Below are 26,238 nucleotides of genomic sequence, written 5' to 3'. Positions count from 1 at the left end.
AGCTGTCAAGGAAGCCACCAGGCTTAATCGCATTAATGCGTGCTAATTCTTTCCTTGGAATCAGACTCGCGTTTTTCGTCCTTCGCGACTATCTCCGGAGCCACATCCGGCAAGGGCTCCGGCGCGTATTGCAGCGCAATTTGCAGGACCTCGTCAATCCATTTAACCGGTTTAATCTGAAGATCCTGCTTGATGTTGTCAGGAATTTCCTTCAAGTCGCGAACATTCTCTTCCGGAATGATCACGGTCTTGATACCGCCCCGATGTGCAGCCAGCAATTTCTCTTTCAGACCACCGATCGCCAATACTTGGCCACGCAAGGTGATTTCACCGGTCATGGCCACGTCAGCGCGTACCGGAATGCCGGTCAATGCCGAGACCAGGGCCGTGCACATGCCTACGCCAGCGCTAGGGCCGTCTTTCGGGGTCGCCCCTTCCGGCATGTGGATGTGGGTGTCGTGCTTCTCGTGGAAGTCCAGGGGGATCCCCAGGCTCTTCGCGCGGCTGCGCACCACGGTCTGCGCGGCGGTAATGGATTCAACCATCACATCACCGAGGGAACCGGTCTTGATCAGTTGGCCTTTGCCAGGGATCACCGCCGCCTCGATGGTCAGCAATTCGCCGCCCACTTGGGTCCACGCCAGGCCAGTCACCTGCCCTACTTGATCCTGCTGCTCTGCCAAGCCGTAGCGGAATTTGCGCACGCCGAGGAAGTGTTCCAGCGAGTCGGCTGTCACCTTCACCGAGAAGCGTTTTTCCAGTGCGTGCTCTTTGACAGCCTTGCGGCAAATCTTCGCAATCTGGCGCTCCAGGCCCCGTACACCGGCCTCGCGGGTGTAGTAGCGCACGATGTCGCGGATGGTTTCGACCTCAAATTCAATCTCGCCTTTTTTCAGGCCATTGGCTGAAATCTGCTTGGGTGCGAGGTATTTGACGGCAATGTTGATCTTCTCGTCTTCGGTGTAGCCCGGCAGACGAATCACCTCCATCCGATCCAGCAGTGCTGGCGGGATGTTCATGGAGTTGGAGGTGCACAGGAACATCACGTCGGACAGGTCGTAGTCGACTTCCAGGTAATGGTCGTTGAAATTGTGGTTCTGCTCAGGATCGAGCACTTCCAGCAACGCCGACGCCGGATCGCCGCGCATGTCGCTGCCCATCTTGTCGATTTCATCGAGCAGGAACAGCGGGTTGCGCACGCCGACCTTTGTCATCTTTTGAATCAATCTTCCTGGCATCGAACCGATGTAAGTACGGCGATGACCACGAATTTCCGCTTCATCACGCACACCGCCAAGGGCCATGCGCACGAATTTGCGGTTGGTGGCGTTGGCAATGGACTCGGCCAGGGAGGTTTTACCCACACCAGGCGGACCCACCAGGCACAACACCGGGCCACGAATCTTCTTCACGCGCTTTTGCACGGCGAGGTATTCGAGGATGCGTTCTTTGACTTCTTCAAGGCCGTAGTGATCGGCGTCGAGGATGTCCTCGGCACGCGCCAGGTCCAGGCGAACCTTGGTCTGGGCCTTCCACGGCACCTGCACCAGCCAGTCGATGTAGGAGCGCACCACGGTGGCTTCGGCCGACATCGGCGACATTTGCTTGAGCTTGTTCAGCTCGGCGGTGGCTTTGGTCAGGGCGTCTTTGGGCAAGCCAGCGGCATCGATGCGCTTTTTCAGCTCTTCGATTTCGTTGTGGCCTTCCTCGCTATCGCCGAGTTCCTTCTGAATGGCCTTCATCTGCTCGTTCAGGTAGTACTCGCGCTGACTGCGCTCCATTTGTTTCTTCACGCGACCACGGATGCGCTTCTCAACCTGCAGCAGGTCGATTTCCGCATCCAGCAAGGCCAGCACGTGCTCGACACGGGCGGACAGGTCAATGATCTCGAGGATGTCTTGCTTCTGCTCGATCTTCAGCGCCATGTGCGCAGCCATGGTGTCGACCAGGCGGCTTGGCTCATCGATGCTGTTGAGGGAAGACAGGACTTCAGCCGGGACTTTCTTGCCCAACTGCACATACTGCTCGAACTGCGAGAGCAGGCTGCGAACAAACACTTCGGATTCGCGCTCAGGGGCTTCGACTTCGTCGATCAGCGCCACTTCGGCGCGCAGGTGGCCATCCACCTCCATGAAACGCTCTACCGCACCACGCTGCTCGCCTTCTACCAGGACCTTGACGGTGCCATCAGGCAGCTTGAGCAATTGCAGGACAGTGGCAATGGTGCCGACGCGATACAGGGCGTCTTCGCCTGGATCATCATCAGCAGGATTTTTCTGGGCCAACAGCAGGATCTGCTTGTCGCCCGTCATCGCGGCCTCGAGGGCTTCGATAGACTTCTCGCGCCCCACGAACAGCGGGATAACCATGTGCGGATAGACGACGACATCACGCAACGGCAGGAGAGGCAATTCGATGGTGGTCTTCATGATTTCGCCTCTATGACAGATGAAAAATAAGCTTGAAACCAAGATGGGGGCTGCATGCAAAAAAAACAAGCGCAATGCCAGCAGTTAAACGCATGAATACACGCGAATTAAAAACCGCCCCAAAAAACAAGGGGCCCCGAAAGGCCCCTTGCTTGCTCTGCGACTGCAAAACGCTTACGCGTCTGGCGCAGCCTTGGCAGTCGGCTCACTGTTTTCGTAGATATACAGTGGCTTGGACTTGCCTTCTATAACGCTTTCGTCGATCACCACTTTACTCACCTCGGACTGCGAGGGGATTTCGTACATGGTGTCGAGCAACACGCCTTCGAGGATCGAACGCAGGCCACGTGCACCGGTCTTGCGCTCCAGCGCCCGCTTGGCAACGGACTTGAGGGCATCGGTGCGGAACTCGAGGTCCACGCCTTCCATCTCGAACAGCTTGGCGTATTGCTTGGTCAGGGCGTTTTTCGGCTCGGTGAGGATCTGGATCAAAGCCGCCTCATCCAACTCGTCCAACGTCGCCAGGACTGGCAGACGGCCAACGAATTCCGGGATCAGACCGAACTTGACCAGATCGTCAGGCTCGACTTCACGCAGGGACTCGCCCACCTTCTTGCCTTCTTCCTTGCTGCGCACTTCGGCACTGAAGCCGATGCCACCACGGGTGGAGCGCTGCTGGATAACTTTTTCCAGACCCGAGAACGCACCGCCACAGATGAACAGGATGTTGCGCGTATCAACCTGAAGGAATTCCTGCTGCGGGTGCTTGCGGCCACCTTGAGGCGGTACGGAAGCGACCGTGCCTTCGATCAGTTTCAACAGGGCTTGCTGCACGCCTTCACCGGAAACGTCCCGGGTGATCGACGGGTTGTCGGACTTGCGCGAGATCTTGTCGATCTCGTCGATGTAGACAATACCCATCTGGGCCTTCTCTACGTCGTAGTCACACTTCTGCAGCAGTTTCTGAATGATGTTCTCGACGTCCTCACCCACGTAGCCAGCCTCGGTGAGGGTGGTGGCGTCGGCGATGGTGAACGGAACGTTCAGCAGGCGAGCGAGGGTTTCTGCAAGCAGGGTTTTACCCGAGCCTGTAGGACCGATCAGCAAGATGTTGCTCTTGCCGAGTTCAACTTCGTCGCCTTTCTTGTCACGCTGGTTCAGACGCTTGTAGTGGTTGTATACCGCTACGGCCAGAACCTTCTTTGCACGCTCTTGACCGATGACATACTGGTCAAGGATGCCGCTGATTTCTTTAGGCGAAGGCAATTTATGCGCACTGCTCTCGGCCTGGGCTTCCTGCACCTCCTCGCGGATGATGTCATTGCACAGGTCGACGCACTCGTCGCAGATAAACACCGAGGGGCCGGCAATCAATTTGCGTACTTCATGCTGGCTTTTGCCGCAGAAGGAGCAATAGAGCAGCTTGCCGTTGTCCTCGCCGTTGCGGGTGTCAGTCATTCGTTCGATCCAAATCCGATAGGCTTGCAACACAAGATGAAGGCTTATGCGGGCTTTTTCAAGCCCGCCAGTGGTCGGACATGCCGACCAGCCCTATTTTGAGCGGCTTATATTAAGCGGGGCGCTTGTCGATCACTGCGTCGATCAACCCGTATTCACGAGCCGCTTCGGCACTCATGAAGTTGTCGCGGTTGGTGTCGCGCTCGATTTCTTCCAGGGTGCGCCCGCTGTGCTTGGCCATCAGCGTGTTGAGACGCTCGCGTATGAACAGGATTTCCTTGGCGTGGATTTCGATGTCCGACGCCTGGCCCTGGAAACCGCCCAGTGGCTGGTGAATCATCACGCGCGAGTTAGGCAGGCAGAAACGCTTGCCCTCGGCACCTGCGGTCAGCAGGAATGCGCCCATGCTGCAGGCCTGGCCGATGCAGGTGGTCGACACGTTCGGCTTGATGAACTGCATGGTGTCGTAGATCGACATGCCTGCAGTGACCGAACCGCCTGGGGAGTTGATGTAGAGATGGATGTCCTTGTCCGGGTTTTCGGCTTCAAGGAACAGCAGTTGCGCACAGATCAGGTTGGCCATGTAGTCCTCTACGGGACCAACCAGAAAGATCACTCGCTCCTTGAGCAGGCGCGAGTAGATGTCGTAGGCGCGTTCGCCACGAGCGGACTGCTCTACAACCATCGGGACCAGGCCGCCAGCGGCCTGGATATCAGAGTTCTGCTGAATATAGGAATTACGGAACATGCTCTGCAGTTACTCCCAAATAGTCATGTCTTGAAAACGCATAAGCCAGCGCGAGGCTGGCTTATGGTTGAATTTCCAACGAGTTGGACAATCAGTCGGCTTGTGCTGCTTCCGCCGGTTTGACTGCTTCTTCGTAAGAGACCGCTTTATCGGTCACCTTAGCCTTCTGCAGAACAGTATCCACAACTTGTTCTTCCAGCACAACCGAACGTACTTCGTTCAGTTGCTGGTCGTTCTTGTAGTACCAAGCCACGACCTGCTCAGGCTCCTGGTAGGCCGAAGCCATTTCCTGGATCATTTCGCGAACGCGATCTTCGTCAGGCTTGAGGTCGAACTGCTTGACCACTTCAGCCACGACCAGACCCAGCACAACACGGCGCTTGGCTTGCTCTTCGAACAGCTCGGCCGGCAGTTGGTCTGGCTTGATGTTGCCACCAAACTGCTGAACCGCTTGAACGCGCAGGCGATCCACTTCGTTGGACAGCAGGGCCTTAGGCACTTCGATCGGATTGGCAGCCAGCAGACCATCCATAACCTGGTTCTTGACCTTGGACTTGATGGCCTGGCGCAGCTCGCGCTCCATGTTCTTGCGAACTTCGGTGCGGAAACCTTCGATACCGGTTTCCTTGATGCCGAATTGAGCGAAGAACTCTTCGTTCAGCTCAGGCAGCTTAGGCTCGGAAACGCTGTTGACGGTCACGGCGAACTCGGCAACTTTGCCCGCCAGGTCCAGGTTCTGGTAGTCAGCCGGGAAAGTCAGGTTCAGAACGCGCTCTTCGCCGGCTTTGGCGCCAACCAGGCCGTCTTCGAAGCCAGGGATCATGCGGTTGGAACCCAGCACCAGCTGAGTGCCCTTGGCGGAGCCGCCAGCGAATGCTTCGCCGTCAACCTTGCCAACGAAATCGATGTTCAGCTGGTCTTCGTTCTGGGCAGCACGGTCGGCCACTTCGAAACGGGTGTTCTGCTTGCGCAGGATTTCCAGCATGTTGTCCAGATCCGAATCAGCCACGTCAGCGCTCAGACGCTCTACGGCGATACCTTCAAAACCGGCAACTTCGAACTCTGGGAACACTTCGAATACGGCAACGTATTCCAGGTCCTTGCCAGCTTCCAGGGACTTAGGCTCGATCGAAGGCGAGCCAGCCGGGTTCAGCTTTTGCTCGACAACGGCTTCGTAGAAGGAAGCCTGGATCACGTCACCAATCGCTTCCTGGCGCGCATCGGCACCGAAACGGCGCTTGATTTCGGTCATTGGCACTTTGCCTGGACGGAAACCAGCGATCTTGGCCTTTTGGGCAGTCTGCTGCAGACGCTTGTTGACCGCAGTCTCAATACGCTCTGCCGGAACGGTGATGCTCAGGCGGCGCTCGATGGCAGTAGTATTTTCAACAGAAACTTGCATGGATATTCCTCGTTGCACAGACGTTAGCCGGCCGTTTCCGACCCCAGAATCAAGGGCATGCATTCTAGTGGGTCAAACTCAAGAAGTCACCCTACTGAAAACGGGTAGAAAAACAGCAGGCCATTTATAGGTTCAAGTGCACGCATGCACCTCATCCCGTTAGCAAATACAGCTCATCACGCCAGGGCTCTGCGTCAGCCCTTCTATATATAGAAGAGCCTGGGAGCGCGCCCCTGGCCACTGGACTTGCGAGCAAGGCCAGCGGGTACGGCGGCAGCATCGAGACACACAAATACGACGAAACGCCCTACCCTGAAAACTCGAAACACTTAAACAAAAACGGCACAGCCCCGTTTCCAGGTACTGTGCCGTCTTCGCTATTAAATAGCTGTACTGATCCGGAAATAGCCCTGAATCAGTTCCACACGCTCAAAACCGGCAACGATTCTAACGCCAAGGCATTGAGAATGCTTGTTTTTTTCTGTGCGTCAAGAACCGGCCGAGGCCTGATACTGATCAACCGCCGCAAACACCCGAATCCGGGCGCGATGCAACAGCACCCGGGCATTGGAGAGGCTCACGCCAAGCAACTCGGCAATCTCTTCAAGCTCAAGCCCAACACGCTCACGCAACACCAAGGCAGCGCTCTGAGATGCCGAAAGCGCCTGCAACGCGTGCTCAATACACACCCGCAGCTCTTCTTCACTCGCCAGCGCCTCGGGCGTGTCCTCGTGCCACCCGCAAGGCGGGGGCGCCCATTGCCCATCGACCGCACCAAAACGCTCATCGAGCAGCCCATCATCGACAAACATTTCACGACGAGTTTGACCGTAACGACCTTTCGCCTTGTTGGCCGTGATGGTCAGCACCCAGGTCTTGAGGCTGGAGCGCCCTTGAAAACCACTCAAGCCCCGAACAACAGCCAGCCAGGCGTCCTGCACCACATCATCGACATGCCGATGCCCCGCAATGGCTGACGCCACCGCTCGCATGGCGCCCTGATGCGCATTGACCAAGTCGCAATAGGCAGACTGCTCACCCTGTAAAAGGCGATCCAGCAACTGCGCCTCCCCCATCACGTGCTGATGCTCATCCTGCTGGAGTGCCAACATATCCAGATCCTCGACGATAACTTCCGATGAGGACCCAGACCCACGCAAGGCCATCCTCGCCCATACATACGTGGCGCAGCATTTTCCGGATGCAAAAAAAAGCGCCAGATCATAGATCTGGCGCTTTTCTGAATATGGGGTGGACGAAGGGGATCGAACCCTCGACAACGGGAGTCACAATCCCGTGCTCTACCAACTGAGCTACGCCCACCATCTTGCATCAACAAAGAACTCGAACATCTTCCTTGTCTGGCCTCACCCTGCCCGAAGGCCTAGTAAAGCTTAATTGGTGCGGATGAAGAGACTCGAACTCTTACGCCTCGCGGCGCTGGAACCTAAATCCAGTGTGTCTACCAATTCCACCACATCCGCGCTTGAAGCTCTTAAAGCAAAGGCGCCAGATGTTTAATCTGGCGCCTTTCGAAATATGGGGTGGACGATGGGGATCGAACCCACGACAACAGGAGTCACAATCCTGTGCTCTACCAACTGAGCTACGCCCACCATATTGCGCTACTTGTGCCAAAGCTGCCTAATGGCGCACCCGGCAGGACTCGAACCTGCGACCATCCGCTTAGAAGGCGGATGCTCTATCCAGCTGAGCTACGGGCGCCTTATTAATCTGTACTCTTGGAGGATTACAAACTAAGTGCTTCCAGCCTTACAGAACAACAATTCTGCTCGACCTTCTTAACCAGTGCTAGGCTGTGCCCGACAAGTGCGACGAATAGTATAGAGGGCCTGGAAACCCGTCAAATCTTTTTTGAAAAAAATTCATTTTATTTAAGGGGTTAGGGCAATTTGCTGACCAAGCGCCTTTGCCCTCACGTCCTGGCATGCGAGAATGCGCGCACTTTTCTTCCCCCTCTCGATGGTTAATCACGCGTAATGACTGCACAACTTATCGACGGCAAATCAATCGCCGCCAGCCTGCGCCAGCAGATCGCCAAACGCGTCACCGAGCGTAGCCAGCAAGGCCTGCGTACGCCCGGCCTCGCGGTGATCCTGGTCGGCAGCGATCCTGCCTCTCAGGTTTATGTCTCGCACAAGCGTAAAGACTGTGAAGAGGTCGGCTTTATCTCCAAGGCCTACGACTTGCCTTCCGAGACCACCCAACAGGCCCTCACCGACCTGATCGACAGCCTCAACGATGACCCGGCCATCGACGGCATCCTGCTGCAACTGCCGCTGCCGGAACACCTGGACGCCTCCAAACTGCTGGAGCGCATTCGCCCCGACAAAGACGTGGACGGTTTCCACCCTTATAACGTCGGTCGCCTGGCCCAGCGTATCCCGCTGCTGCGCCCGTGCACCCCGAAAGGCATCATGACCCTGCTGGAAAGCACCGGTGTCGACCTCTACGGTCTCGACGCCGTCGTGGTCGGTGCTTCCAATATCGTTGGTCGCCCAATGGCCATGGAGCTGCTGCTGGCCGGCTGCACCGTGACCGTCACCCACCGCTTCACCAAGGACCTGGCAGGCCACGTCGGCCGCGCCGACCTGGTGGTCGTTGCCGCCGGCAAGCCGGGCCTGGTCAAGGGCGAGTGGATCAAGGAAGGCGCCATCGTGATCGACGTCGGCATCAACCGCCAGGAAGACGGCAAGCTGGTTGGCGATGTGGTGTACGAAACCGCCCTGCCCCGTGCCGGCTGGATCACGCCGGTACCCGGCGGCGTTGGCCCGATGACCCGTGCCTGCCTGCTGGAAAACACCCTGTATGCCGCAGAGACCCTGCACGGTTAATAACCAGGCGTACTGAAAAAGCCCTGCCTTATCGCAGGGCTTTTTATTGCCCGCAGGAAACCCTGTTTTTTCTTAGTTTTTAAGAACTTTCGTCCGGTTCTAGAAGAACATTCGACAGTTTCTGATCCATACTCCTAAAATGTAACGGCATTTATCAAAAACCCGTTTCCGAACGGTATTTCCTTACTTTTTTAGCGAGTTCATCCGCGTGAAAATTCGTCTCTCTCTCGTCAGCCTATTTTTTGCGTTTACAGGCACCTTTGCACACGCCGCCGAAACCACCCTGGCGCCGCGTGATACCTCCAAACTGCAAATCGCCTCCGGCAGCGCCATGCTGGTAGACCTGCAGACCAACAAGGTCATTTACTCCAGTAACCCGGACGTGGTGGTGCCCATCGCGTCGGTGAGCAAACTGATGACCGGCCTGGTGGTGCTTGAAGCCAAGCAAAACATGGATGAGTACATCGATATCAACATCAAGGACACGCCGGAAATGAAAGGCGTGTTCTCCCGCGTGAAAATCGGCAGCGAAATGCCGCGCAAGGAAATGCTGCTGATTGCCCTGATGTCCTCGGAAAACCGCGCCGCCGCCAGCCTTGCCCACCACTACCCGGGCGGCTACCCGGCGTTTATCGCGGCGATGAACGCCAAGGCCAAGGCGCTGGGCATGACCAGCACTCATTACGTCGAACCGACTGGCTTGTCGATTCACAACGTGTCCACCGCCCGCGACCTGAGCAAATTGCTGGCCGCTGCGCGCCACTACCCGCTGCTGAGCCAGCTGAGCACCACCAAGGAAAAAACCGTGTCCTTCCGCAAACCCAACTACACCTTGGGTTTCTCCAACACCGACCACCTGATCAACCGCGCCAACTGGGACATCAAGCTGACCAAGACCGGTTTCACCAACCAGGCCGGCCACTGCCTGGTGCTGGTGACCAGCATGGGTAACCGCCCGGTGTCGCTGGTAATCCTGGATGCTTTCGGCAAGTTCACCCACTTCGCCGATGCCGGCCGCATCCGCAATTGGGTCGAGACCGGCAAGAGCGGCTCGGTGCCTGACGTAGCATTGCGCTACAAGGCCGACAAAAACCTGAAGAACCGTCCTAACGCCGCGGAAGTGCGCCGCTAAACACGCTACCTCCCTGTGTGAGCAGGCTTGTGTGGGAGCTGGCTTGCCTGCGATGCAGACACCAAGGTGTTTCAGTTACACCGCGGTGATGCTATCGCAGGCAAGCCAGCTCCCACATGCCCACACTGGCCTTTAGAGGCTGGCCGTTACTTTCTTTCCGCTAACACCTTAAGTGCCTGCGCCGCCGCCTGCTCCTGCCCAGCCTGCGCCGTCGCATTGGCCGCATCGCGCCAACGCTGTGCATCCACATTGGCCGGCAACTGGCTAGGACGCTGGGTCAAAATCCCCCAATTACCCGCACTCTTCCACGCCGATTCAAAGTCGCTGAAGCTCATCAACAGCCGCCGGTCCATACCCGATCGCAGCAGCACCGTGCTCTTCTGCTGGTTGAACCCCACCACCACGACGTAGCGCGTCCCCGACCAAAAGCTTGAATTGATCCGCGCCATCACCGGGTAACCCGCCGCCACCTGTGCCAGCACGGCCGTCAGCTTGGCATCCACCGGGTACACCATCAGCCCGTACTCGCGCGCCAGCATCTGCATGTTGCGCTCAAGGTCCGCCTCGCCACCCGGCAAGTGCAGGGGTTTATCCAGCAGCCCCGGTGTCATGACAATGCCTTGTTGCGACAGCATGCTGGCTAAAGCCGAAGGGCCGCTCTGATAGGCCTCGCTGCGAAAGGTTGGCACGCCATTGAGTTCGACACGTTCCGGCAGGCCCGCCAGTTTCGACGGATGCCCGGAACAGGCGCCTAACCCCAGCGCGCAGGCCAGCAACAAGGATGTTTGAAGGTTCGACCGTAACCGCAATTTTCTACTCGCTTGATCAGCTTCCGGTAAGGGCCTTGATCATAGGGCGCCGAGCCACGCCGGTATAGCCCAAGCCCTTAGTAAAACGCGCGGGATAGAGCAAAGAAGTTGGAAGGACTCGACCATTGGTCAATAGCGGGCAACCGCCAGGTGACTAGACTGTCCATTGAGAAGACTGTGTGTGCCCCGCAGGGGGCGAAAGGAGGCCCGAATGAGCCTTGCAACAACGATTTTCCTGTTGATCTGCGGTTGGCTGGCGGTTGCCGGCGCCATGTTGTGGGGGGTCATGCGCGTGACCCGTCGGCACCATCACCCCCACGTCAAACCGGCTGCACCGACCAAGCCCCATAAGGCTGCGGTGCACCACGCCTAGCCAGGCATGCAACTGAAGTCCTGCGTCGCGGCCACTTCCTTGCCGTGCCCATCCTTGAGGGATGCGCGCACGGTGGTGCCCAGGCTGGATTCCACCAGTGTGTAGTGCTCGCCCGCCTTGAAGTGCTTGTAGTCGACCCGACCCTGGCAGTCCTGCTGGTTGTCGTCGCCTGGCTCTTCTTCGAACAGCGTCACGTCCAGGCGGTGCTCGCCCGGGGTCACTTCAAAAAAGCGCCCGTCATCCACGCGCTTGCCATCCACGCGCTCGGCCATCAGGTCATTCGGCGCTTCTTCCTTCAAACCAATCCAGGCTTCGCTCGGGTCAGCCTTGGGAAGGGGGCCGGCGCACGCCGACAACAACAGGACAGCACCCAGGGCGGGAATCAACAACAACGGTTTAAGTGACATGGCAGGGCTCCAAAAGGACATCGATAAACACGGTGGACGGCACTCAACTGTGTCGCGTCCGATGGGTTACAAGCTTGAGGAGCCACCCTTTGTAGAACAAATGAATACATATGAAACGATCTTCAGCCCTTAACTAAATGTTCCTTCACCTCGCTGAAAGGCGCGTGTTAGGTGGGTCGGGCAAGACTGCCGGGGTTTGCAATCCTGCTCCAATGGAGGTTCACGCATGCTCGGGCTGGTAAAGACCGCACTGCAAAAGCCGTACACGTTTATCGTGTTGGCCATATTCATCTGCATCATCGGGCCGATGGCGGCCCTGCGAACCCCTACGGATGTTTTCCCCGATATCGGCATCCCCGTGGTCGCCGTGGTCTGGCAGTACAACGGCCTGTCGCCGGACGCCATGGCCGGTCGGGTGATCTACACCTACGAACGCTCCCTGAGCACCACCGTCAACGACATCGAACACATCGAATCGCAATCGCTGCCCGGCATGGGCATCGTCAAGATCTTTTTCCAACCGGGCGTGGACATCCGCACCGCCAACGCCCAAGTGACGGCCGTTTCACAAACCGTCCTCAAGCAAATGCCACCGGGCATCACGCCACCGCTGATCCTCAACTACAGCGCTTCCACGGTGCCGATCCTGCAACTGGCGTTCTCCAGCCCCAGCCTCTCGGAGGCCAAGATCCGCGACCTGGTGCAGAACAACATCCGCCTGCCCCTGAGCGCCCTGCCCGGCCTGGCCATGCCCACGCCCATGGGCGGCAAGCAACGCCAGATCACGCTGGACCTCGACCCGCAGGCGCTCGCGGCCAAAGGTTTGTCGGCCCAGGACGTGGGCAACGCGCTCGCGCTGCAGAACCAGATCATCCCGGTGGGCACCGCCAAGCTCGGCCCCAACGAATACACGATCCTGCTCAACAACAGCCCCAAGGCGATTGATGAACTCAACGACCTGCCGATCAAGACCGTCGACGGTGCGCTGATCACCATCGGCCAGGTGGCCCACGTGCGCGACGGTTCGCCACCGCAGACCAACATCGTGCGCGTCGACGGCCACCGCGCCGTGCTGATGCCGGCGCTGAAAAACGGCAGCATCTCCACCCTGTCGATCATCGACGGCATCCGCCAGATGCTGCCGCGCATCAACGAAACCCTGCCACCGTCGTTGAAGACCTCGCTGCTGGGTGACGCCTCGGTGTTCGTCAAAGAGTCGGTGGGCAGCGTGGCCCAGGAAGGCATCATCGCCGCCCTGCTGACCAGTGCGATGATCCTGCTGTTCCTCGGCAGCTGGCGGTCGACGCTGATCATCGCCGCCTCGATTCCCCTGGCCGTGCTCTCGGCCATCGCCCTGCTGGCCGCCACCGGGCAAACCCTCAACGTCATGACCCTCGGTGGGCTGGCGCTGGCGGTGGGGATTCTGGTGGACGACGCCACGGTGACCATCGAAAACATCAACTGGCACCTGGAACAAGGCAAGGCGGTGAAAACCGCAATCCTCGACGGCGCCGCGCAAATCGTCGGCCCGGCATTCGTCTCGCTGCTGTGCATCTGCATCGTGTTCGTGCCGATGTTCCTGCTGCAAGGCATCGCCGGCTACCTGTTCCGGCCGATGGCCCTGGCGGTGATCTTTGCCATGGCCAGTTCGTTCATCCTGTCGCGTACGCTGGTGCCGACCCTGGCGATGTTCCTGCTCAAGCCCCATGTGCCGGAGCAAGGGCCGGGGCATCACCCGGAAGATGAGTTCATCAACCACCACGAAGGTGAGCAGCACACCAAACCGCGCAATGCCGTGCTGCAAGCGGTGCTGAATTTCCAGCAGGGTTTCGAACGCCACTTCTCGAATATCCGCGACACCTACCACGGTCTGCTGACCTTGGCGCTGGGCCATCGCAAGCGCTTCATCGTCGGGTTCCTGGCCTGCGTACTCGCCTCGTTCCTGTTGCTGCCAAGCCTGGGCCAGGACTTCTTCCCGGCCACCGACGCCGGCGCCCTCGCCCTGCACGTGCGCCTGCCACTGGGCACGCGCATCGAAGAAAGCGCGGCCGCCTTCGACCGCATTGAAGCGCGGATCCGCGAAGTGATCCCGGCCGAAGAACTCGACACCATTGTCGATAACATCGGCATTCCCCTCAGCGGCATCGACATGGCCTACAGCAGCAGCGGCACCATCGGCCCGCAGGATGGCGACATCCAGGTCACCTTGAAAAAGGACCATGCGCCGACTGCCGACTACGTGAAGAAACTGCGCGAAGCCCTGCCCGAAAGCTTCCCCGGCAGCCACTTCGCCTTCCTGCCCGCCGACATCAGCAGCCAGATCCTCAACTTCGGCGCACCGGCCCCGCTGGACGTGAAAATCTCCGGGCGCAGCGATGAAGAAAACCGCGCCTACGCGGTGGAACTGGAACGCCGCCTGCAACACGTACCGGGCATCGCCGACCTGCGCATCCAGCAGTCCACCGGCTACCCATCGCTGCAAGTCAACGTGGACCGCATGCGCGCCAATGGCCTGGGCATCACCGAGCGTGACGTGACCAACAGCATGGTCGCGTCCCTCGCCGGCAGCTCCCAGGTGGCACCGACCTTCTGGCTCAACCCGGCCAACGGCGTGTCGTACTCAATCGTCGCCGCCACCCCGCAATACCGTCTCGACAGCCTGCCGACCCTGGAAGCTTTGCCGGTAACCGGTGCCGATGGCCAGTCGCAAATCCTCGGCGGCGTGGCCACCATCTCGCGGGTGCAGAGCCCGGCGGTGGTGACCCACTACAACATCGAACCGACCCTGGACCTGTACGCCAACGTGCAAGGGCGTGACTTGGGCGGCGTCGCCCGCGACGTGCAAAAAGTGCTGGATGACACCGCCTCCATGCGCCCCAAAGGCGCGGTGATCAGCCTGCACGGGCAGATCGATGCATTGCATGAAGCCTTCAGCGGCCTGAGCTTTGGCCTGCTCGGCGCGGTGGTGCTGATCTACCTGCTGATCGTGGTCAACTTCCAGTCCTGGGCCGACCCGTTTGTGATCATCACCGCACTGCCCGCCGCATTGGCCGGCATCGTGTGGATGTTGTTCCTCAGCGGCACGTCGTTGTCAGTGCCGGCCCTCACCGGGGCCATCCTGTGCATGGGCGTGGCCACGGCCAACTCGATCCTGGTGGTGAGCTTCTGCCGTGAGCGCCTGGCCGAACATGGCGATGCACTCAAGGCCGCGATGGAAGCCGGCTACACACGCTTTCGCCCGGTGTGCATGACCGCCCTGGCCATGATCATCGGCATGCTGCCACTGGCGATTTCCCAAGAACAAAACGCCCCCCTCGGCCGGGCGGTGATCGGTGGCTTGATCTTCGCCACCGTCGCCACCCTGCTGTTTGTTCCCGTGGTCTTCAGCCTGGTCCACGGGCGTCATCCTACTCGCGCTGTTGCTGGAGAAACTTCACATGTCGTCTGATCACAAACCCTCGCGCAAGCGTCTGATGCTCATGGGTGTCGGCGGCCTGACTCTGGCCGCCCTGTTGGTCGCCAACGGCCTGCACGCCCGCACGATGCACGAACAATCGGTGACCGCCTGGACGGAAACCGCCGCCATCCCCCAAGTGATGGTGTTCCAGCCCAAGCAAAACGCTGCCGGTGACACGCTGCGCTTGCCGGCGCACCTGGAGGCCTGGAGCAAAGCGCCGATTCATGCCCGGGTCAGTGGCTACCTCAAGGACTGGAAAGCCGACATCGGCACCCAAGTCAAAGCCGGGCAAATCCTCGCCGAGATCGACAGCCCAGACCTGGACCAGCAACTGGCGCAAACCCACGCCCGACTGATGCAGGAGCAAGCCAATGCGCGCCTGGCGGAGACCACCGCCACGCGCTGGCAAAATCTGTTGGCCAGCCATTCAGTGTCGCGCCAGGAGGCCGATGAAAAAACCTCCAACGCTGCGGCGGCCAAAGCCAACGCCGAAGCCGCCGCTGCCGACTATGCACGGCTGTCGGCACTGGAAAGCTACAAGACCATCCGCGCCCCATTCGCTGGCACCATAACTGCGCGCAACACCGATATTGGCCAGTTGATCAAGGCCGATACCGACAGCGACCCGGAGCTGTTCAACATCGCCGACACCCATCAACTGCGCCTGTACGTGCCGGTGCCGCAGAACTATGCGGCGGTTATCCACCCGGGTCTGGAAGCCGAGCTGACCGTGCCCGAGCACCCGGGAGAGCATTTCAAGGCGCGCCTGATCGGCGACTCCACCGCCATCGACCGGCGTTCCGGCACCCTGCTCGCGCAGTTTGTGGCCGATAACCCCAACGGTGAATTGCTGCCCGGAGACTACGCCGAAGCCACGCTGCCGATCCCGGCCGACACCCACGGCGTGAGCATCCCGGCCAGCGCGTTGATCTTCCGCGCCCAAGGCACCCAAGTGGCGGTGCTGGACGCGCAGAACCACGTGCACCTGCAAAACATCCACATCGGCCTCGACCTCGGCGAACGCCTGGTGATCGACCAGGGCCTCAAGCCCGCCGACCGCATCGTCGACAACCCGCCCGATGCCCTGCGCGAAGGTGACCCGGTACAACTGGCCGACGCCTCCGGAGGTGCGCATGCGCCCAAGGCTTAAGCCCCTCGCGGCCTTGATGCTGCTGGCGTTGCAAGGCTGCTCAATGGCGCCCACGTACAAGGTGCCAAGCGTGGACCTGCCCGCCGGCTATCGCGAACAGACCAGCGATGGCCCGTGGCACAGCGCGCAGCCGTCCGACCAGTTGGCGCCCGAATGGTGGAAGCTTTACAACGACCCGCGTCTGAGCGAGCTGCAACAACAACTGCTCAAGGCCAACCCGGACCTGGCCGCAGCGTTGGCGCACTTTGATGCGTCCCAGGCCTATGCCAGTCAGCTGCATGCCGGCTTGTTCCCGCAGATCACCGCCAGCGCACAACCCCTGCGCCAGCGGCAATCGGACACGCGACCGTTGCGTGGCAGCACGCAGCCGTCGGTGTACAACAGCAACACCGCCGGTTTTTCGTTGAGCTATGACTTGGACCTGTGGGGCAAGATCCGCAACCAGGTTGCGGCCGGCGACGCCCAGGCACAAGCGTCTGGCGATGACCTGGCCGTGGCGCGCTTAAGCCTGCAGCATCAGTTGGCGACCTTGTACGTGCAGCTCAACGGCCTGGATGCCCAGGCGCGGATTCTCAACAGCTCGCTGGACGATTTCAGCCAGGCGTTGCAACTGACCCGCAGCCGCTACGAAGGCCAGATTGCCTCGGAGCTGGACCTGACCCGCGCGCAAAACCAGCTGGCCGAAGCCAAGGCCCAGCTGGATGAAGTACGCGGCCAGCGCAACCTCACCGAGCATGCGATTGGCGAGCTGGTGGGGGTAGCCGCGAGCACCTTCACACTGCCGCCGAGCCAGCAATTGATCGCGTTGCCCGGCATTCCATCGCAGCTGCCGAGCCACCTGCTGCAACGGCGCCCGGATATTGCTGCGGCTGAACGCCGGGTGTTTGCCGCCAACGCCAACATCGGCGTGGCTAAGGCGGCCTGGTACCCGGACTTCAGCCTCACCGGGTTGATTGGCGGGCAGACCCAAGGGGTCGGCAACCTGTTTTCGGCGGGTAATCGTTATTGGGCGCTAGGGCCGTTGGTCAATTTACCGATCTTCGATGGCGGCCGTTTGAGCGCCAATGAGCGTCAGGCCAAGGCCGAATTCGAAGAGGCCTCGGCGCAGTACCGCAGCCACGTGTTGAAAGCCATCCGCGAGGTGGAAGATAACCTGGCGCAACTGCGGGATTTGCAGCAGGAAGCCCAGGATGAACAAGCCGCGGCGGATGCGGCGCAGCATACCCAGGCGCTGGCGATGAACAGCTATCAGGCGGGGGCGGTGAGTTACCTGGATGTGGTGACCGCGCAGACCGCCGCGTTGCAGGCACAGCGCACGTTGCAGGCGGTGCAGACGCGGCAGTTGCAAGCCAGCGTCGGCTTAGTCACAGCGCTGGGGGGCGGCTGGCAACCCTCCTCCTGACACCCCGTAATCACCTGTAGGAGCCGGCTTGCCGGCGATGGCGATAAACCAGGCAGCATTGCTTTGCCTGACACTCCGCTATCGCCGGCAAGCCGGCTCCTACATTGGGTGGTGATTCAGGCAGCGAGCTTGCCGCTGGCAATCGCGGCAGACGCAGCAACCATCGCCCGCAACAACACCGCACACCCCGCTGCCAGGTCATCCGGGGCGGCGTTCTCGATTTCGTTATGGCTGATGCCCCCCTCACACGGCACAAAAATCATCCCGGCCGGGCCGAGCTCGGCGACGAAGATCGCGTCATGCCCTGCCCCGCTGACGATGTCCATGTTCGACAGTCCCAGCCCATTCGCCGCATCGCGCACCGCATTCACGCAGCCTTTGTCGAAGTACAACGGCGGGAAGTCGGCCGTGGGCTCCATCTCAAAACTCAGGCCATGTTTGGCGCAGGTCTCATCGATCACCTTGCGCACCTGGGCAATCATCGAGTCCAAACGTGCGGGTTCCAGATGACGGAAATCCAAAGTCATGCGCACTTCGCCAGGGATGACATTGCGCGACCCCGGATACGCCTGCAGGCACCCCACGGTGCCGCACGCATGCGGCTGATGCCCCAACGCCGCCGCATTCACCGCCGCGACCACCGCAGCGGCGCCCACCAGGGCATCCTTGCGCAGGTGCATCGGGGTAGGTCCCGCGTGGGCTTCCACGCCGCGCAGTTTCAGGTCGAACCACTTCTGGCCCAGCGCCCCCAGTACCACGCCGATGGTTTTCTGTTCATCCTCAAGGATCGGGCCTTGCTCAATGTGCGCTTCAAAATAAGCACCGACTTTGTGCCCGCTGACGGCACGCGTTCCCGCATAGCCAATCGCATTCAACGCATCACCCACGCTGACGCCGTCGGCATCGACCTTGGCCAGGGTATCGGCCAGGGTGAATTTTTCGGCAAACACCCCCGAACCCATCATGCACGGCGGGAAGCGCGAGCCCTCTTCATTGGTCCACACCACCACTTCCAGCGGCGCTTCGGTTTCCACGTTGAGGTCGTTGAGGGTGCGCAGCACTTCGACGCCGGCCAGCACGCCGAAGCAGCCGTCGAACTTGCCTCCGGTGGGCTGGGTGTCGATGTGGCTGCCGGTCATCACAGGTGGCAGGTTGGGGTTGCGCCCGGGGCGGCGGGCAAAAATATTGCCGATTCCGTCGACGGTGACCGTGCAGCCCGCCGCTTCGCACCATTGCACGAACAGGTCGCGGGCCTTGCGATCGAGGTCGGTCAGGGCCAGGCGACACACGCCGCCCTTGGGCGTGGCACCGAGCTTGGCCAGGTCCATCAGGGACTGCCACAAACGGTCGCGGTTGATGAGCTGATGGGTGGATTGCAGAACGTCGAGGGCAGCGTTCATAGGGATCTCCTCAGGCTGTTTTTATAGTGCGTCATGCACATTTTTGCAGGAGCCAGCTTGCCGGCGATGAGGCCAGTGGCTGCGGCGCACCTCTTCAGATTGCTATCGCCGGCAAGCCGGCTCCTACAGGTCAGGTGGGGGTTTTCAGGGCCAGTGACCGGGCCGCTCGCTTGGCATTCAGGCCGTAATACATCAAGCCGCCCAACGCCGAGCCGGTGAACCAGCCATAGCTGTAGAACCAGCTGAACGCATCGCTGCCCAGGGACAACAGCGTCAGTACCACCGGCACGCCGAAGGCAATGAAGCCGCTCCAGTTCCACGCCGGGTACACGTCATCGCGGTACAAACCGGCCAGGTCCAGTTGCTGTTTGCGGGTGATGAAATAGTCCACCACCATGATCCCGGCGATAGGCCCCAGCAGGCTGGAGTAGCCCAGCAACCAGTTGGAATACACCGTCTCCAGGCTCACATCGGACACGATCAGCCCAAGCTTTTTCAGCAGCTCATGGCCCATCAGCGCCAGCCCCACCAGCCCGGTGAGGATCACCGCCGTGGTGCGGTTGATCAGCTTCGGCGCGATGTTCTGGAAGTCGTTGGTGGGCGAGACGATGTTCGCCGCGGTGTTGGTGGACAAGGTGGCGATGATGATCAGCGCCATGGCAATGGCTACCCACACCGGGCTCTGGATATGCCCGATCAGGGTCACTGGGTCAGACACGCTCACGCCCACCAGTTTCACCGAGGCGGCGGTCATGATCACGCCGAGGGCGGCGAACAGGAACATGGTCAGCGGCAGGCCAAAAATCTGCCCGAGGATCTGGTCCTTCTGGCTTTTGGCGTAGCGGCTGAAGTCCGGAATATTCAGCGACAGGGTGGCCCAGAAGCCCACCATCGCGGTAAGGCCGGCCATGAAGTAACCGGTGAGGCTCGCGCCTTCGGGGCGCTTGGGCGGGATCGCCATCAACTCGCTGATCGACACATTGGGCATCGCCCACACCAGCAGGCCGATGCCCACCGCCACCAGCAACGGTGCCGAGAGGGTTTCCAGGCGCTTGATCGACTCGGCGCCGCGCAGCACCACCCACAGGTTCAGCGTCCAGAAGATCATGAAGCCGATCACCTCACCCGTGCCGCCGAGGGACTTCCAGCCCTCGAAGATCGAACCCAGGAACAGGTGGATCGCCAGCCCGCCGAACATCGTCTGGATGCCGAACCAGCCACAGGCCACCAGCGCGCGGATCAGGCACGGCACGTTGGAGCCGAGGATGCCAAAGGAGGACCGCAACAACACCGGGAACGGAATGCCGTACTTGGTGCCGGGGAAGGCGTTGAGGGTCAGCGGGATCAGCACCACGATGTTCGCGAGCAAGATCGCCATCAGCGCCTCGCCCACCGACAACCCGAAATACGCCGTGAGCACCCCGCCCAAGGTGTAGGTGGGCACGCAGATCGACATACCCACCCACAGGGCGGTGATGTGCCATTTGTTCCAGGTTCGTTCATGCACCTTGGTCGGTGCCATGTCGTGGTTGTAGCGAGGGCTGTCGAGGACGTCGGGGCCGGCGTCGAGTTCGTACAGGCCGTTGCGCTCAATGACTTGCGATCTGTTCTGTTGCATGGCCGCTCCACGGTTTTTCGAATTATTTTTGCTCACCCAACGCATCACGCCGGGTGGCCGGAGTACCTCGTAAACAACATGACATCACGGGCCCGGCCAGCCGCCACTGCACTCAATAACCGTGCCGACAACCGTTACCGAAACCGCACCGCTTATATAACGTACTGATGTTTATCAGCTTTCCGATTAGGCCCTGGGTACTTGCTGCGTGACTCAGGCTAGATAACGCGCAAGTTATTCGAACTGTCAGGACTCAATCTGGTGCAACACAATTATTTTTATTTCCCATGCCCGTCAAGTGGCATGTCTCAAGCGTCTGATTTGCAATAAGAAATGTTGCTCAATTTAAGAACCTGTCAAGTGCGTCAAAATGGTGAGACGGCGCTTCATTTTGGTGAAAATCGTTTTTAAACCTTATAAATCAATACTTTAAATACGATATAAGCTTATAAAAAATCTTCTTGCCCAATCTAAAAACTCGGGCTAGTTTCTATTCCTGTCACCGATGACAGGAATTAACCGACCATCGGTAAGCAGCATTACAACACTTAGAACTGGCACAAGCCGGTCAAGCCTGTGAGGAACTCGACATGTCGCTGTTGATCCGTGGCGCTACCGTTATTACCCATGATGAAAGTTACCGCGCCGATGTTTTATGCGCAGGCGGTCTAATTCGGGCCATTGGCACGAACCTGGATATTCCCGCCGGCACTGAAGTACTCGATGGCAGCGGCCAATACTTGATGCCGGGCGGCATCGATCCCCACACCCACATGCAACTGCCCTTCATGGGCACCGTGGCCAGTGAAGATTTTTTCAGCGGCACCGCCGCTGGCCTGGCCGGTGGCACCACCTCGATCATCGACTTTGTGATTCCCAACCCGCAGCAGTCCTTGCTGGAGGCGTTTCATCAGTGGCGCGGCTGGGCGCAAAAGTCCGCCTCCGACTACGGCTTTCACGTGGCAATCACCTGGTGGAGCGAGCAGGTGCGCGAAGAAATGGCCGAGCTGGTCAGCCACCACGGCATCAACAGCTTCAAGCATTTCATGGCCTACAAGAACGCGATCATGGCGGCCGACGACACCCTGGTGGCGAGCTTCGAGCGCTGCCTGGAACTGGGCGCCGTGCCCACCGTGCATGCCGAAAACGGCGAGCTGGTGTATCACCTGCAGCGCAAGCTGATGGCCCAGGGCATCACCGGGCCGGAAGCACACCCGTTGTCGCGTCCCTCGCAAGTTGAGGGCGAAGCGGCCAGCCGGGCGATCCGCATTGCCGAGACCATCGGCACCCCGCTGTACCTGGTGCATGTGTCGACCAAGGAAGCCCTCGACGAGATCACTTACGCCCGCAGCAAAGGCCAGCCGGTCTATGGCGAAGTGCTCGCCGGCCACCTGCTGCTGGACGACAGCGTGTACCAGCACCCCGACTGGCAGACCGCCGCCGGCTACGTGATGAGCCCGCCCTTCCGCCCGCGTGGGCACCAGGAAGCGCTGTGGCATGGCCTGCAATCGGGCAACCTGCACACCACCGCCACCGACCACTGCTGCTTCTGCGCCGAACAAAAAGCCGCAGGCCGTGACGACTTCAGCAAGATCCCCAACGGCACGGCAGGTATCGAAGACCGCATGGCGGTGCTGTGGGATGAAGGCGTCAACAGCGGTCGCTTGTCGATGCAGGAGTTCGTCGCCCTGACCTCCACCAACACCGCCAAGATCTTCAACCTCTACCCCCGCAAAGGCGCGATCCGCGTCGGCGCCGATGCCGACCTGGTGCTGTGGGACCCCGAGGGTACGCGGACCATTTCCGCCAAGACCCACCACCAGCAAGTCGACTTCAACATCTTCGAAGGCAAGACCGTGCGCGGCGTGCCGAGCCACACCATTAGCCAGGGCAAGCTGGTGTGGGCCGACGGTGACTTGCGTGCTGAACGCGGGGCCGGGCGGTATGTGGAGCGGCCGGCGTATCCGGCGGTGTTTGAGCAGTTGAGCAAGCGGGCTGAGCATTCCAGGCCCACGGCTGTGAAACGCTGAAGCCGCCTTCGCAGGCAAGCCAGCTCCCACACTGACTGTATTCACAAATAAAAATATGTGAACCCGATCAACTGTGGGAGCTGGCTTGCCTGCGATGAGGCCAGCACAGGCAACACAAAAACCAATGCCCATCAGAGGCAGCACCTCAATCACCGTGAGGCCAAACCCGTGATCCAGACCCTGACTCACCTCCCCCATCCCCATGAAGACGGGGCAACACTCGCCAGCCACTTCACCGACCTGGCTCCGCCACTCAACGCGCGCCAGGCCCAACTGGAAGCCTCGCGCTGCCTGTATTGCTACGACGCGCCGTGCGTGAACGCGTGCCCCAGCGAGATCGACATCCCATCGTTCATCCGCAACATCCACACCGAAAACGTCCAAGGCGCCGCGCAGAAGATCCTCTCGGCCAACATCCTCGGCGGCAGTTGTGCGCGGGTGTGCCCCACCGAAATCCTCTGCCAGCAAGCCTGTGTGCGTAACAACGCCGAAGAATGCGCGCCGGTGCTGATCGGCTTGTTGCAGCGCTACGCGGTGGACAACGCACACTTCACCGAGCATCCGTTTCATCGCGCCGCCTCGACCGGCAAGCGCATCGCCGTAGTCGGCGCCGGGCCTGCAGGCCTGGCCTGTGCCCACCGCAGTGCGTTGCACGGCCATGACGTGGTGATCTTCGAAGCCCGGGAAAAAGCCGGTGGCCTGAATGAATACGGGATCGCCAAGTACAAGCTGGTGGATGACTTCGCCCAGAAGGAGCTGGATTTCCTGCTGCAGATCGGCGGCATCGAGATTCGCCACGGCCAACGCCTGGGCGACAACCTCACCTTGAGCGAACTGCACCAGCAATTCGACGCGGTGTTCCTCGGCCTCGGCCTGGCCGCGAGCAAACAACTCGGCCTGCCCCATGAAGACGCGCCCGGCCTGCTCGCCGCCACCGACTACATCCGTGAACTGCGCCAGGCCGATGACCTCACTCAACTGCCCCTGGCCGACCGCTGCATCGTGCTCGGCGCCGGTAATACCGCCATCGACATGGCTGTGCAAATGGCCCGCCTCGGTGCTCGCGACGTCAACCTCGTGTACCGCCGTGGCCTGGCGGACATGGGCGCCACCCACCATGAGCAGGACATCGCCAAGGCCAACCAGGTACGCCTGCTGACCTGGGCCCAGCCAGAAGAAGTGTTGCTGGATGACAGGGGCCAGGTGCGCGGCATGCGCTTCTTGCGCACGCGCATGGAAAACGGTCGCCTGCACCCCACCGGCGAAACCTTCGAGTTGGCCGCCGATGCCATCTTCAAGGCCATCGGCCAGGGCTTCGACAGCGCGGCACTGCACGATCCGTTGGCCCAACAACTGCATCGGGTGGGCGAACGGATTTTCGTCGATGAACACCTGCAAACCAGCGTTCCAGGGGTGTACGCCGGGGGCGATTGCGTCAGCCTCGGCCAGGACCTCACCGTGCAGGCGGTGCAACACGGCAAGCTGGCCGCCGAGGCCATGCACGCCCAACTCATGCTGAATGTGGAGGCTGCGTAATGGCCGATCTCTCGATTGTGTTCGCCGGTATCAAAGCCCCCAACCCCTTCTGGCTGGCCTCTGCGCCGCCCACCGACAAGGCCTACAACGTGGTCCGCGCCTTCGAAGCCGGCTGGGGCGGCGTGGTGTGGAAAACCCTCGGTGAAGACCCGGCGGCGGTCAACGTGTCGTCACGCTACTCGGCCCACTACGGCGCCAACCGTGAAGTGCTGGGCATCAACAACATCGAGTTGATCACCGACCGCTCCCTGGAGATCAACCTGCGGGAAATCACCCAGGTGAAAAAGGATTGGCCAGACCGTGCGCTGATCGTGTCGCTGATGGTGCCGTGCGTAGAGGAGTCGTGGAAAAGCATCCTGCCCCTGGTGGAAGCCACTGGCTGCGATGGCATCGAGCTGAACTTCGGTTGCCCCCATGGCATGCCCGAACGCGGCATGGGCGCGGCGGTCGGCCAGGTGCCGGAGTATGTGGAACAGGTGACGCGCTGGTGCAAGACCTATTGTTCACTGCCGGTGATCGTCAAGCTCACGCCGAACATCACCGACATCCGCGTGGCGGCGCGGGCGGCGTATCGCGGCGGCGCGGATGCGGTGTCGCTGATCAACACCATCAACTCCATCACCAGCGTCGACCTGGAACGCATGGTCGCCCTGCCGGTGGTCGGCACCCAGAGCACCCATGGCGGCTATTGCGGCTCGGCGGTCAAGCCGATCGCGCTGAACATGGTTGCCGAAATCGCCCGCGACCCGCAGACCCAGGGCCTGCCGATCTGCGGCATTGGCGGCATCGGCAACTGGCGCGATGCGGCCGAGTTCGTCGCACTGGGCTGCGGCGCGGTGCAGGTGTGCACGGCGGCGATGCTGCATGGGTTCCGGATTGTCGAGGAGATGAAGGATGGGCTGTCGCGGTGGATGGACAGTCAGGGTTACAAGAACCTGCAGGAATTCTCCGGGCGGGCGGTGGGCAATACCACGGACTGGAAGTACCTGGATATCAACTACCAGGTGATCGCCAAGATCGACCAGGAGGCCTGTATTGGCTGTGGGCGTTGCCATATCGCCTGTGAGGACACTTCGCACCAGGCCATCGAGAGCGTGAAATTAGCGGATGGCACGCATAAATATGAGGTGATCGATGAAGAGTGCGTGGGCTGCAACCTGTGCCAGATCACCTGCCCGGTGGCGGACTGTATCGAGATGGTGCCGATGGACACCGGCAAGCCGTTTTTGAATTGGACGCAGGATCCGAGGAATCCCTACCGGGAGGCGGTGTAGTTCTGTAGACCGCTATCGCCGGCAAGCCGGCTCCTACAGGGGATTGCGTTCCAACTGTAGGAGCCGGCTTGCCGGCGATAGGGCCATCAGCCCTCACACAAAAATCAAGGCTCCAACCCAATCCCCCGCAAAATCACACTCGTCACCGTCTGTATCGCCTTCTCAAACTGCATGTCCGACAACGGCTGGTGGTCATTCAGGATCTTCACCTGGTGATCGAAGTCGGCATAGTGCTGGGTCGATGCCCAGATCATATACAGCAGGCTCGACGGCTCCACCGGCAGGATGCGCTTGTCCTCCACCCACTGGCGAATCTTCGCTTCCTTCATCTTGGCCCAGTCATACAGGCTTTCATCCAGCGCCTCACCGAGCGTCGGTGCACCATGGATGATCTCGTTGGCCCACACTTTGGATCCATACGGCCGCGTGCGCGAACGCTGCATCTTGGCGCGGATGTAACTGCTGAGCACCACCCGTGGGTCATCGAAGGTTTCGAAACTCAGGGCATCCTGCTTCCACACTTCCAGCAGGTCGAACAGCACCGCACTGTACAGCTCGCTCTTGGTGGTGAAGTAGTAATGCAGGTTGGAGCGCGGCAGTTGCACTTCTTCGGCAATGTCGGCCATGGCGGTGCTGCCATAGCCTTTTTCGGCGAAGATTTTCTCCGCCGCCAGCAGGATTTTCTCGACGTTGACTCGACGAATTCCGATCTTGTGATTACCCATAAAGGCTGCAAACCCACTCACTGTCTATGGACG

General features: G+C 60.2%; 19 protein-coding genes and 4 tRNA genes. 9 read left to right on the top strand and 14 right to left on the bottom strand.

The annotated features are described in order from the left end of the window. Positions 1-32: 32 nt before the first annotated feature. The 9 genes from lon to AC07OV_RS25370 all read right to left on the bottom strand — a co-directional run bounded on the left by lon (position 33) and on the right by AC07OV_RS25370 (position 7,762). Positions 33-2,429, bottom strand: coding sequence for an endopeptidase La (gene lon / locus AC07OV_RS25410; protein ID WP_176998900.1), 2,397 nt, complete (start codon positions 2,427-2,429; stop codon positions 33-35). A gap of 174 nt (positions 2,430-2,603) precedes the next feature. Beyond that, positions 2,604-3,887, bottom strand: coding sequence for an ATP-dependent Clp protease ATP-binding subunit ClpX (gene clpX / locus AC07OV_RS25405; protein ID WP_003238279.1), 1,284 nt, complete (start codon positions 3,885-3,887; stop codon positions 2,604-2,606). A gap of 112 nt (positions 3,888-3,999) precedes the next feature. Beyond that, positions 4,000-4,635 carry an ATP-dependent Clp endopeptidase proteolytic subunit ClpP gene (gene clpP / locus AC07OV_RS25400; RefSeq protein WP_016974096.1) on the bottom strand — a complete coding sequence of 212 codons (636 nt, stop codon included), beginning with the start codon at positions 4,633-4,635 and terminating at the stop codon, positions 4,000-4,002. 91 nt (positions 4,636-4,726) lie between these two features. Then, on the bottom strand, positions 4,727-6,037 hold the full coding sequence (gene tig, locus AC07OV_RS25395; RefSeq protein WP_495093210.1) for a trigger factor: 1,311 nt from the start codon (positions 6,035-6,037) through the stop codon (positions 4,727-4,729). Between the two features lie 488 nt (positions 6,038-6,525). Then, a complete protein-coding gene (locus AC07OV_RS25390; protein ID WP_495093209.1) occupies positions 6,526-7,149 on the bottom strand; it encodes an RNA polymerase sigma factor in 624 nt (207 codons plus the stop codon). A 135-nt stretch (positions 7,150-7,284) separates the two neighbouring features. Continuing rightward, a tRNA-His gene (locus tag AC07OV_RS25385) sits at positions 7,285-7,360 on the bottom strand. A 76-nt stretch (positions 7,361-7,436) separates the two neighbouring features. Then, a tRNA-Leu gene (locus AC07OV_RS25380) sits at positions 7,437-7,521 on the bottom strand. Positions 7,522-7,577: 56 nt separating this feature from the next. Then, positions 7,578-7,653, bottom strand: a tRNA-His gene (locus tag AC07OV_RS25375). Positions 7,654-7,685: 32 nt separating this feature from the next. Next, positions 7,686-7,762 (bottom strand) — tRNA-Arg (locus AC07OV_RS25370). Positions 7,763-8,037: 275 nt separating this feature from the next. Between AC07OV_RS25370 and folD the strand changes: the two genes are divergently transcribed. Next, complete coding sequence (gene folD, locus AC07OV_RS25365) at positions 8,038-8,892, top strand: bifunctional methylenetetrahydrofolate dehydrogenase/methenyltetrahydrofolate cyclohydrolase FolD (RefSeq protein WP_495093208.1); 855 nt, start codon at positions 8,038-8,040, stop codon at positions 8,890-8,892. Positions 8,893-9,100: 208 nt separating this feature from the next. Continuing rightward, on the top strand, positions 9,101-10,024 hold the full coding sequence (pbpG, locus tag AC07OV_RS25360; RefSeq protein ID WP_176998904.1) for a D-alanyl-D-alanine endopeptidase: 924 nt from the start codon (positions 9,101-9,103) through the stop codon (positions 10,022-10,024). Positions 10,025-10,170: 146 nt separating this feature from the next. Here pbpG and AC07OV_RS25355 read toward each other — a convergent pair whose 3' ends face one another. Further along, complete coding sequence (locus AC07OV_RS25355) at positions 10,171-10,833, bottom strand: peptidase C39 family protein (protein WP_494996401.1); 663 nt, start codon at positions 10,831-10,833, stop codon at positions 10,171-10,173. A gap of 211 nt (positions 10,834-11,044) precedes the next feature. Between AC07OV_RS25355 and AC07OV_RS25350 the strand changes: the two genes are divergently transcribed. Continuing rightward, a complete protein-coding gene (locus AC07OV_RS25350) occupies positions 11,045-11,206 on the top strand; it encodes a hypothetical protein (RefSeq protein WP_494996400.1) in 162 nt (53 codons plus the stop codon). Here the strand turns inward: AC07OV_RS25350 and AC07OV_RS25345 are convergent. Next, on the bottom strand, positions 11,203-11,613 hold the full coding sequence (locus AC07OV_RS25345; RefSeq protein WP_178920856.1) for a PA0061/PA0062 family lipoprotein: 411 nt from the start codon (positions 11,611-11,613) through the stop codon (positions 11,203-11,205). The two genes, AC07OV_RS25350 and AC07OV_RS25345, sit on opposite strands and share 4 nt — an antisense overlap. Positions 11,614-11,839: 226 nt before the next feature. Here AC07OV_RS25345 and AC07OV_RS25340 point away from each other — a divergent pair, with 226 nt between their 5' ends. The 3 genes from AC07OV_RS25340 to AC07OV_RS25330 are packed head-to-tail and all read left to right on the top strand — an operon-like array spanning position 11,840 to position 17,622. Then, entirely contained in the window at positions 11,840-15,061 is a 3,222-nt protein-coding gene (locus AC07OV_RS25340; protein WP_494996398.1) for an efflux RND transporter permease subunit, read from the top strand. Further along, positions 15,051-16,220: an efflux RND transporter periplasmic adaptor subunit gene (locus tag AC07OV_RS25335; protein ID WP_494996397.1), complete on the top strand. Its 1,170-nt coding sequence runs from the start codon at positions 15,051-15,053 to the stop codon at positions 16,218-16,220. The genes AC07OV_RS25340 and AC07OV_RS25335 overlap by 11 nt, the downstream gene beginning before the upstream one ends. Further along, on the top strand, positions 16,204-17,622 hold the full coding sequence (locus AC07OV_RS25330; protein ID WP_494996396.1) for an efflux transporter outer membrane subunit: 1,419 nt from the start codon (positions 16,204-16,206) through the stop codon (positions 17,620-17,622). Before AC07OV_RS25335 ends, AC07OV_RS25330 begins: the two co-directional genes overlap by 17 nt. A gap of 116 nt (positions 17,623-17,738) precedes the next feature. On the opposite strand, the gene AC07OV_RS25325 is transcribed toward AC07OV_RS25330, so the two are convergent. Both AC07OV_RS25325 and AC07OV_RS25320 read right to left on the bottom strand, forming a co-directional pair. Continuing rightward, positions 17,739-19,022: a Zn-dependent hydrolase gene (locus AC07OV_RS25325; protein ID WP_494996395.1), complete on the bottom strand. Its 1,284-nt coding sequence runs from the start codon at positions 19,020-19,022 to the stop codon at positions 17,739-17,741. Between the two features lie 130 nt (positions 19,023-19,152). After that, a complete protein-coding gene (locus AC07OV_RS25320; RefSeq protein WP_495093207.1) occupies positions 19,153-20,640 on the bottom strand; it encodes an NCS1 family nucleobase:cation symporter-1 in 1,488 nt (495 codons plus the stop codon). Between the two features lie 590 nt (positions 20,641-21,230). Between AC07OV_RS25320 and hydA the strand changes: the two genes are divergently transcribed. From hydA to preA, 3 genes are all read left to right on the top strand, one after another. After that, positions 21,231-22,670, top strand: a complete 1,440-nt coding sequence (hydA, locus tag AC07OV_RS25315) for a dihydropyrimidinase (protein WP_176998913.1) — start codon at positions 21,231-21,233, stop codon at positions 22,668-22,670. Positions 22,671-22,838: 168 nt separating this feature from the next. Beyond that, positions 22,839-24,206, top strand: a complete 1,368-nt coding sequence (locus AC07OV_RS25310) for an NAD(P)-dependent oxidoreductase (RefSeq protein WP_176998914.1) — start codon at positions 22,839-22,841, stop codon at positions 24,204-24,206. After that, positions 24,206-25,480: an NAD-dependent dihydropyrimidine dehydrogenase subunit PreA gene (preA, locus tag AC07OV_RS25305; protein WP_494996393.1), complete on the top strand. Its 1,275-nt coding sequence runs from the start codon at positions 24,206-24,208 to the stop codon at positions 25,478-25,480. Before AC07OV_RS25310 ends, preA begins: the two co-directional genes overlap by 1 nt. Positions 25,481-25,584: 104 nt before the next feature. Here preA and AC07OV_RS25300 read toward each other — a convergent pair whose 3' ends face one another. Next, positions 25,585-26,205, bottom strand: a complete 621-nt coding sequence (locus tag AC07OV_RS25300; protein WP_025854871.1) for a TetR/AcrR family transcriptional regulator — start codon at positions 26,203-26,205, stop codon at positions 25,585-25,587. Positions 26,206-26,238 lie beyond the last annotated feature (33 nt).

This window comes from Pseudomonas sp. GW821-FHT09A09 (assembly GCF_059418405.1).
Note: the sequence above shows the minus strand (reverse complement) of the source record. Positions and strands in the feature narration are given on the sequence as shown.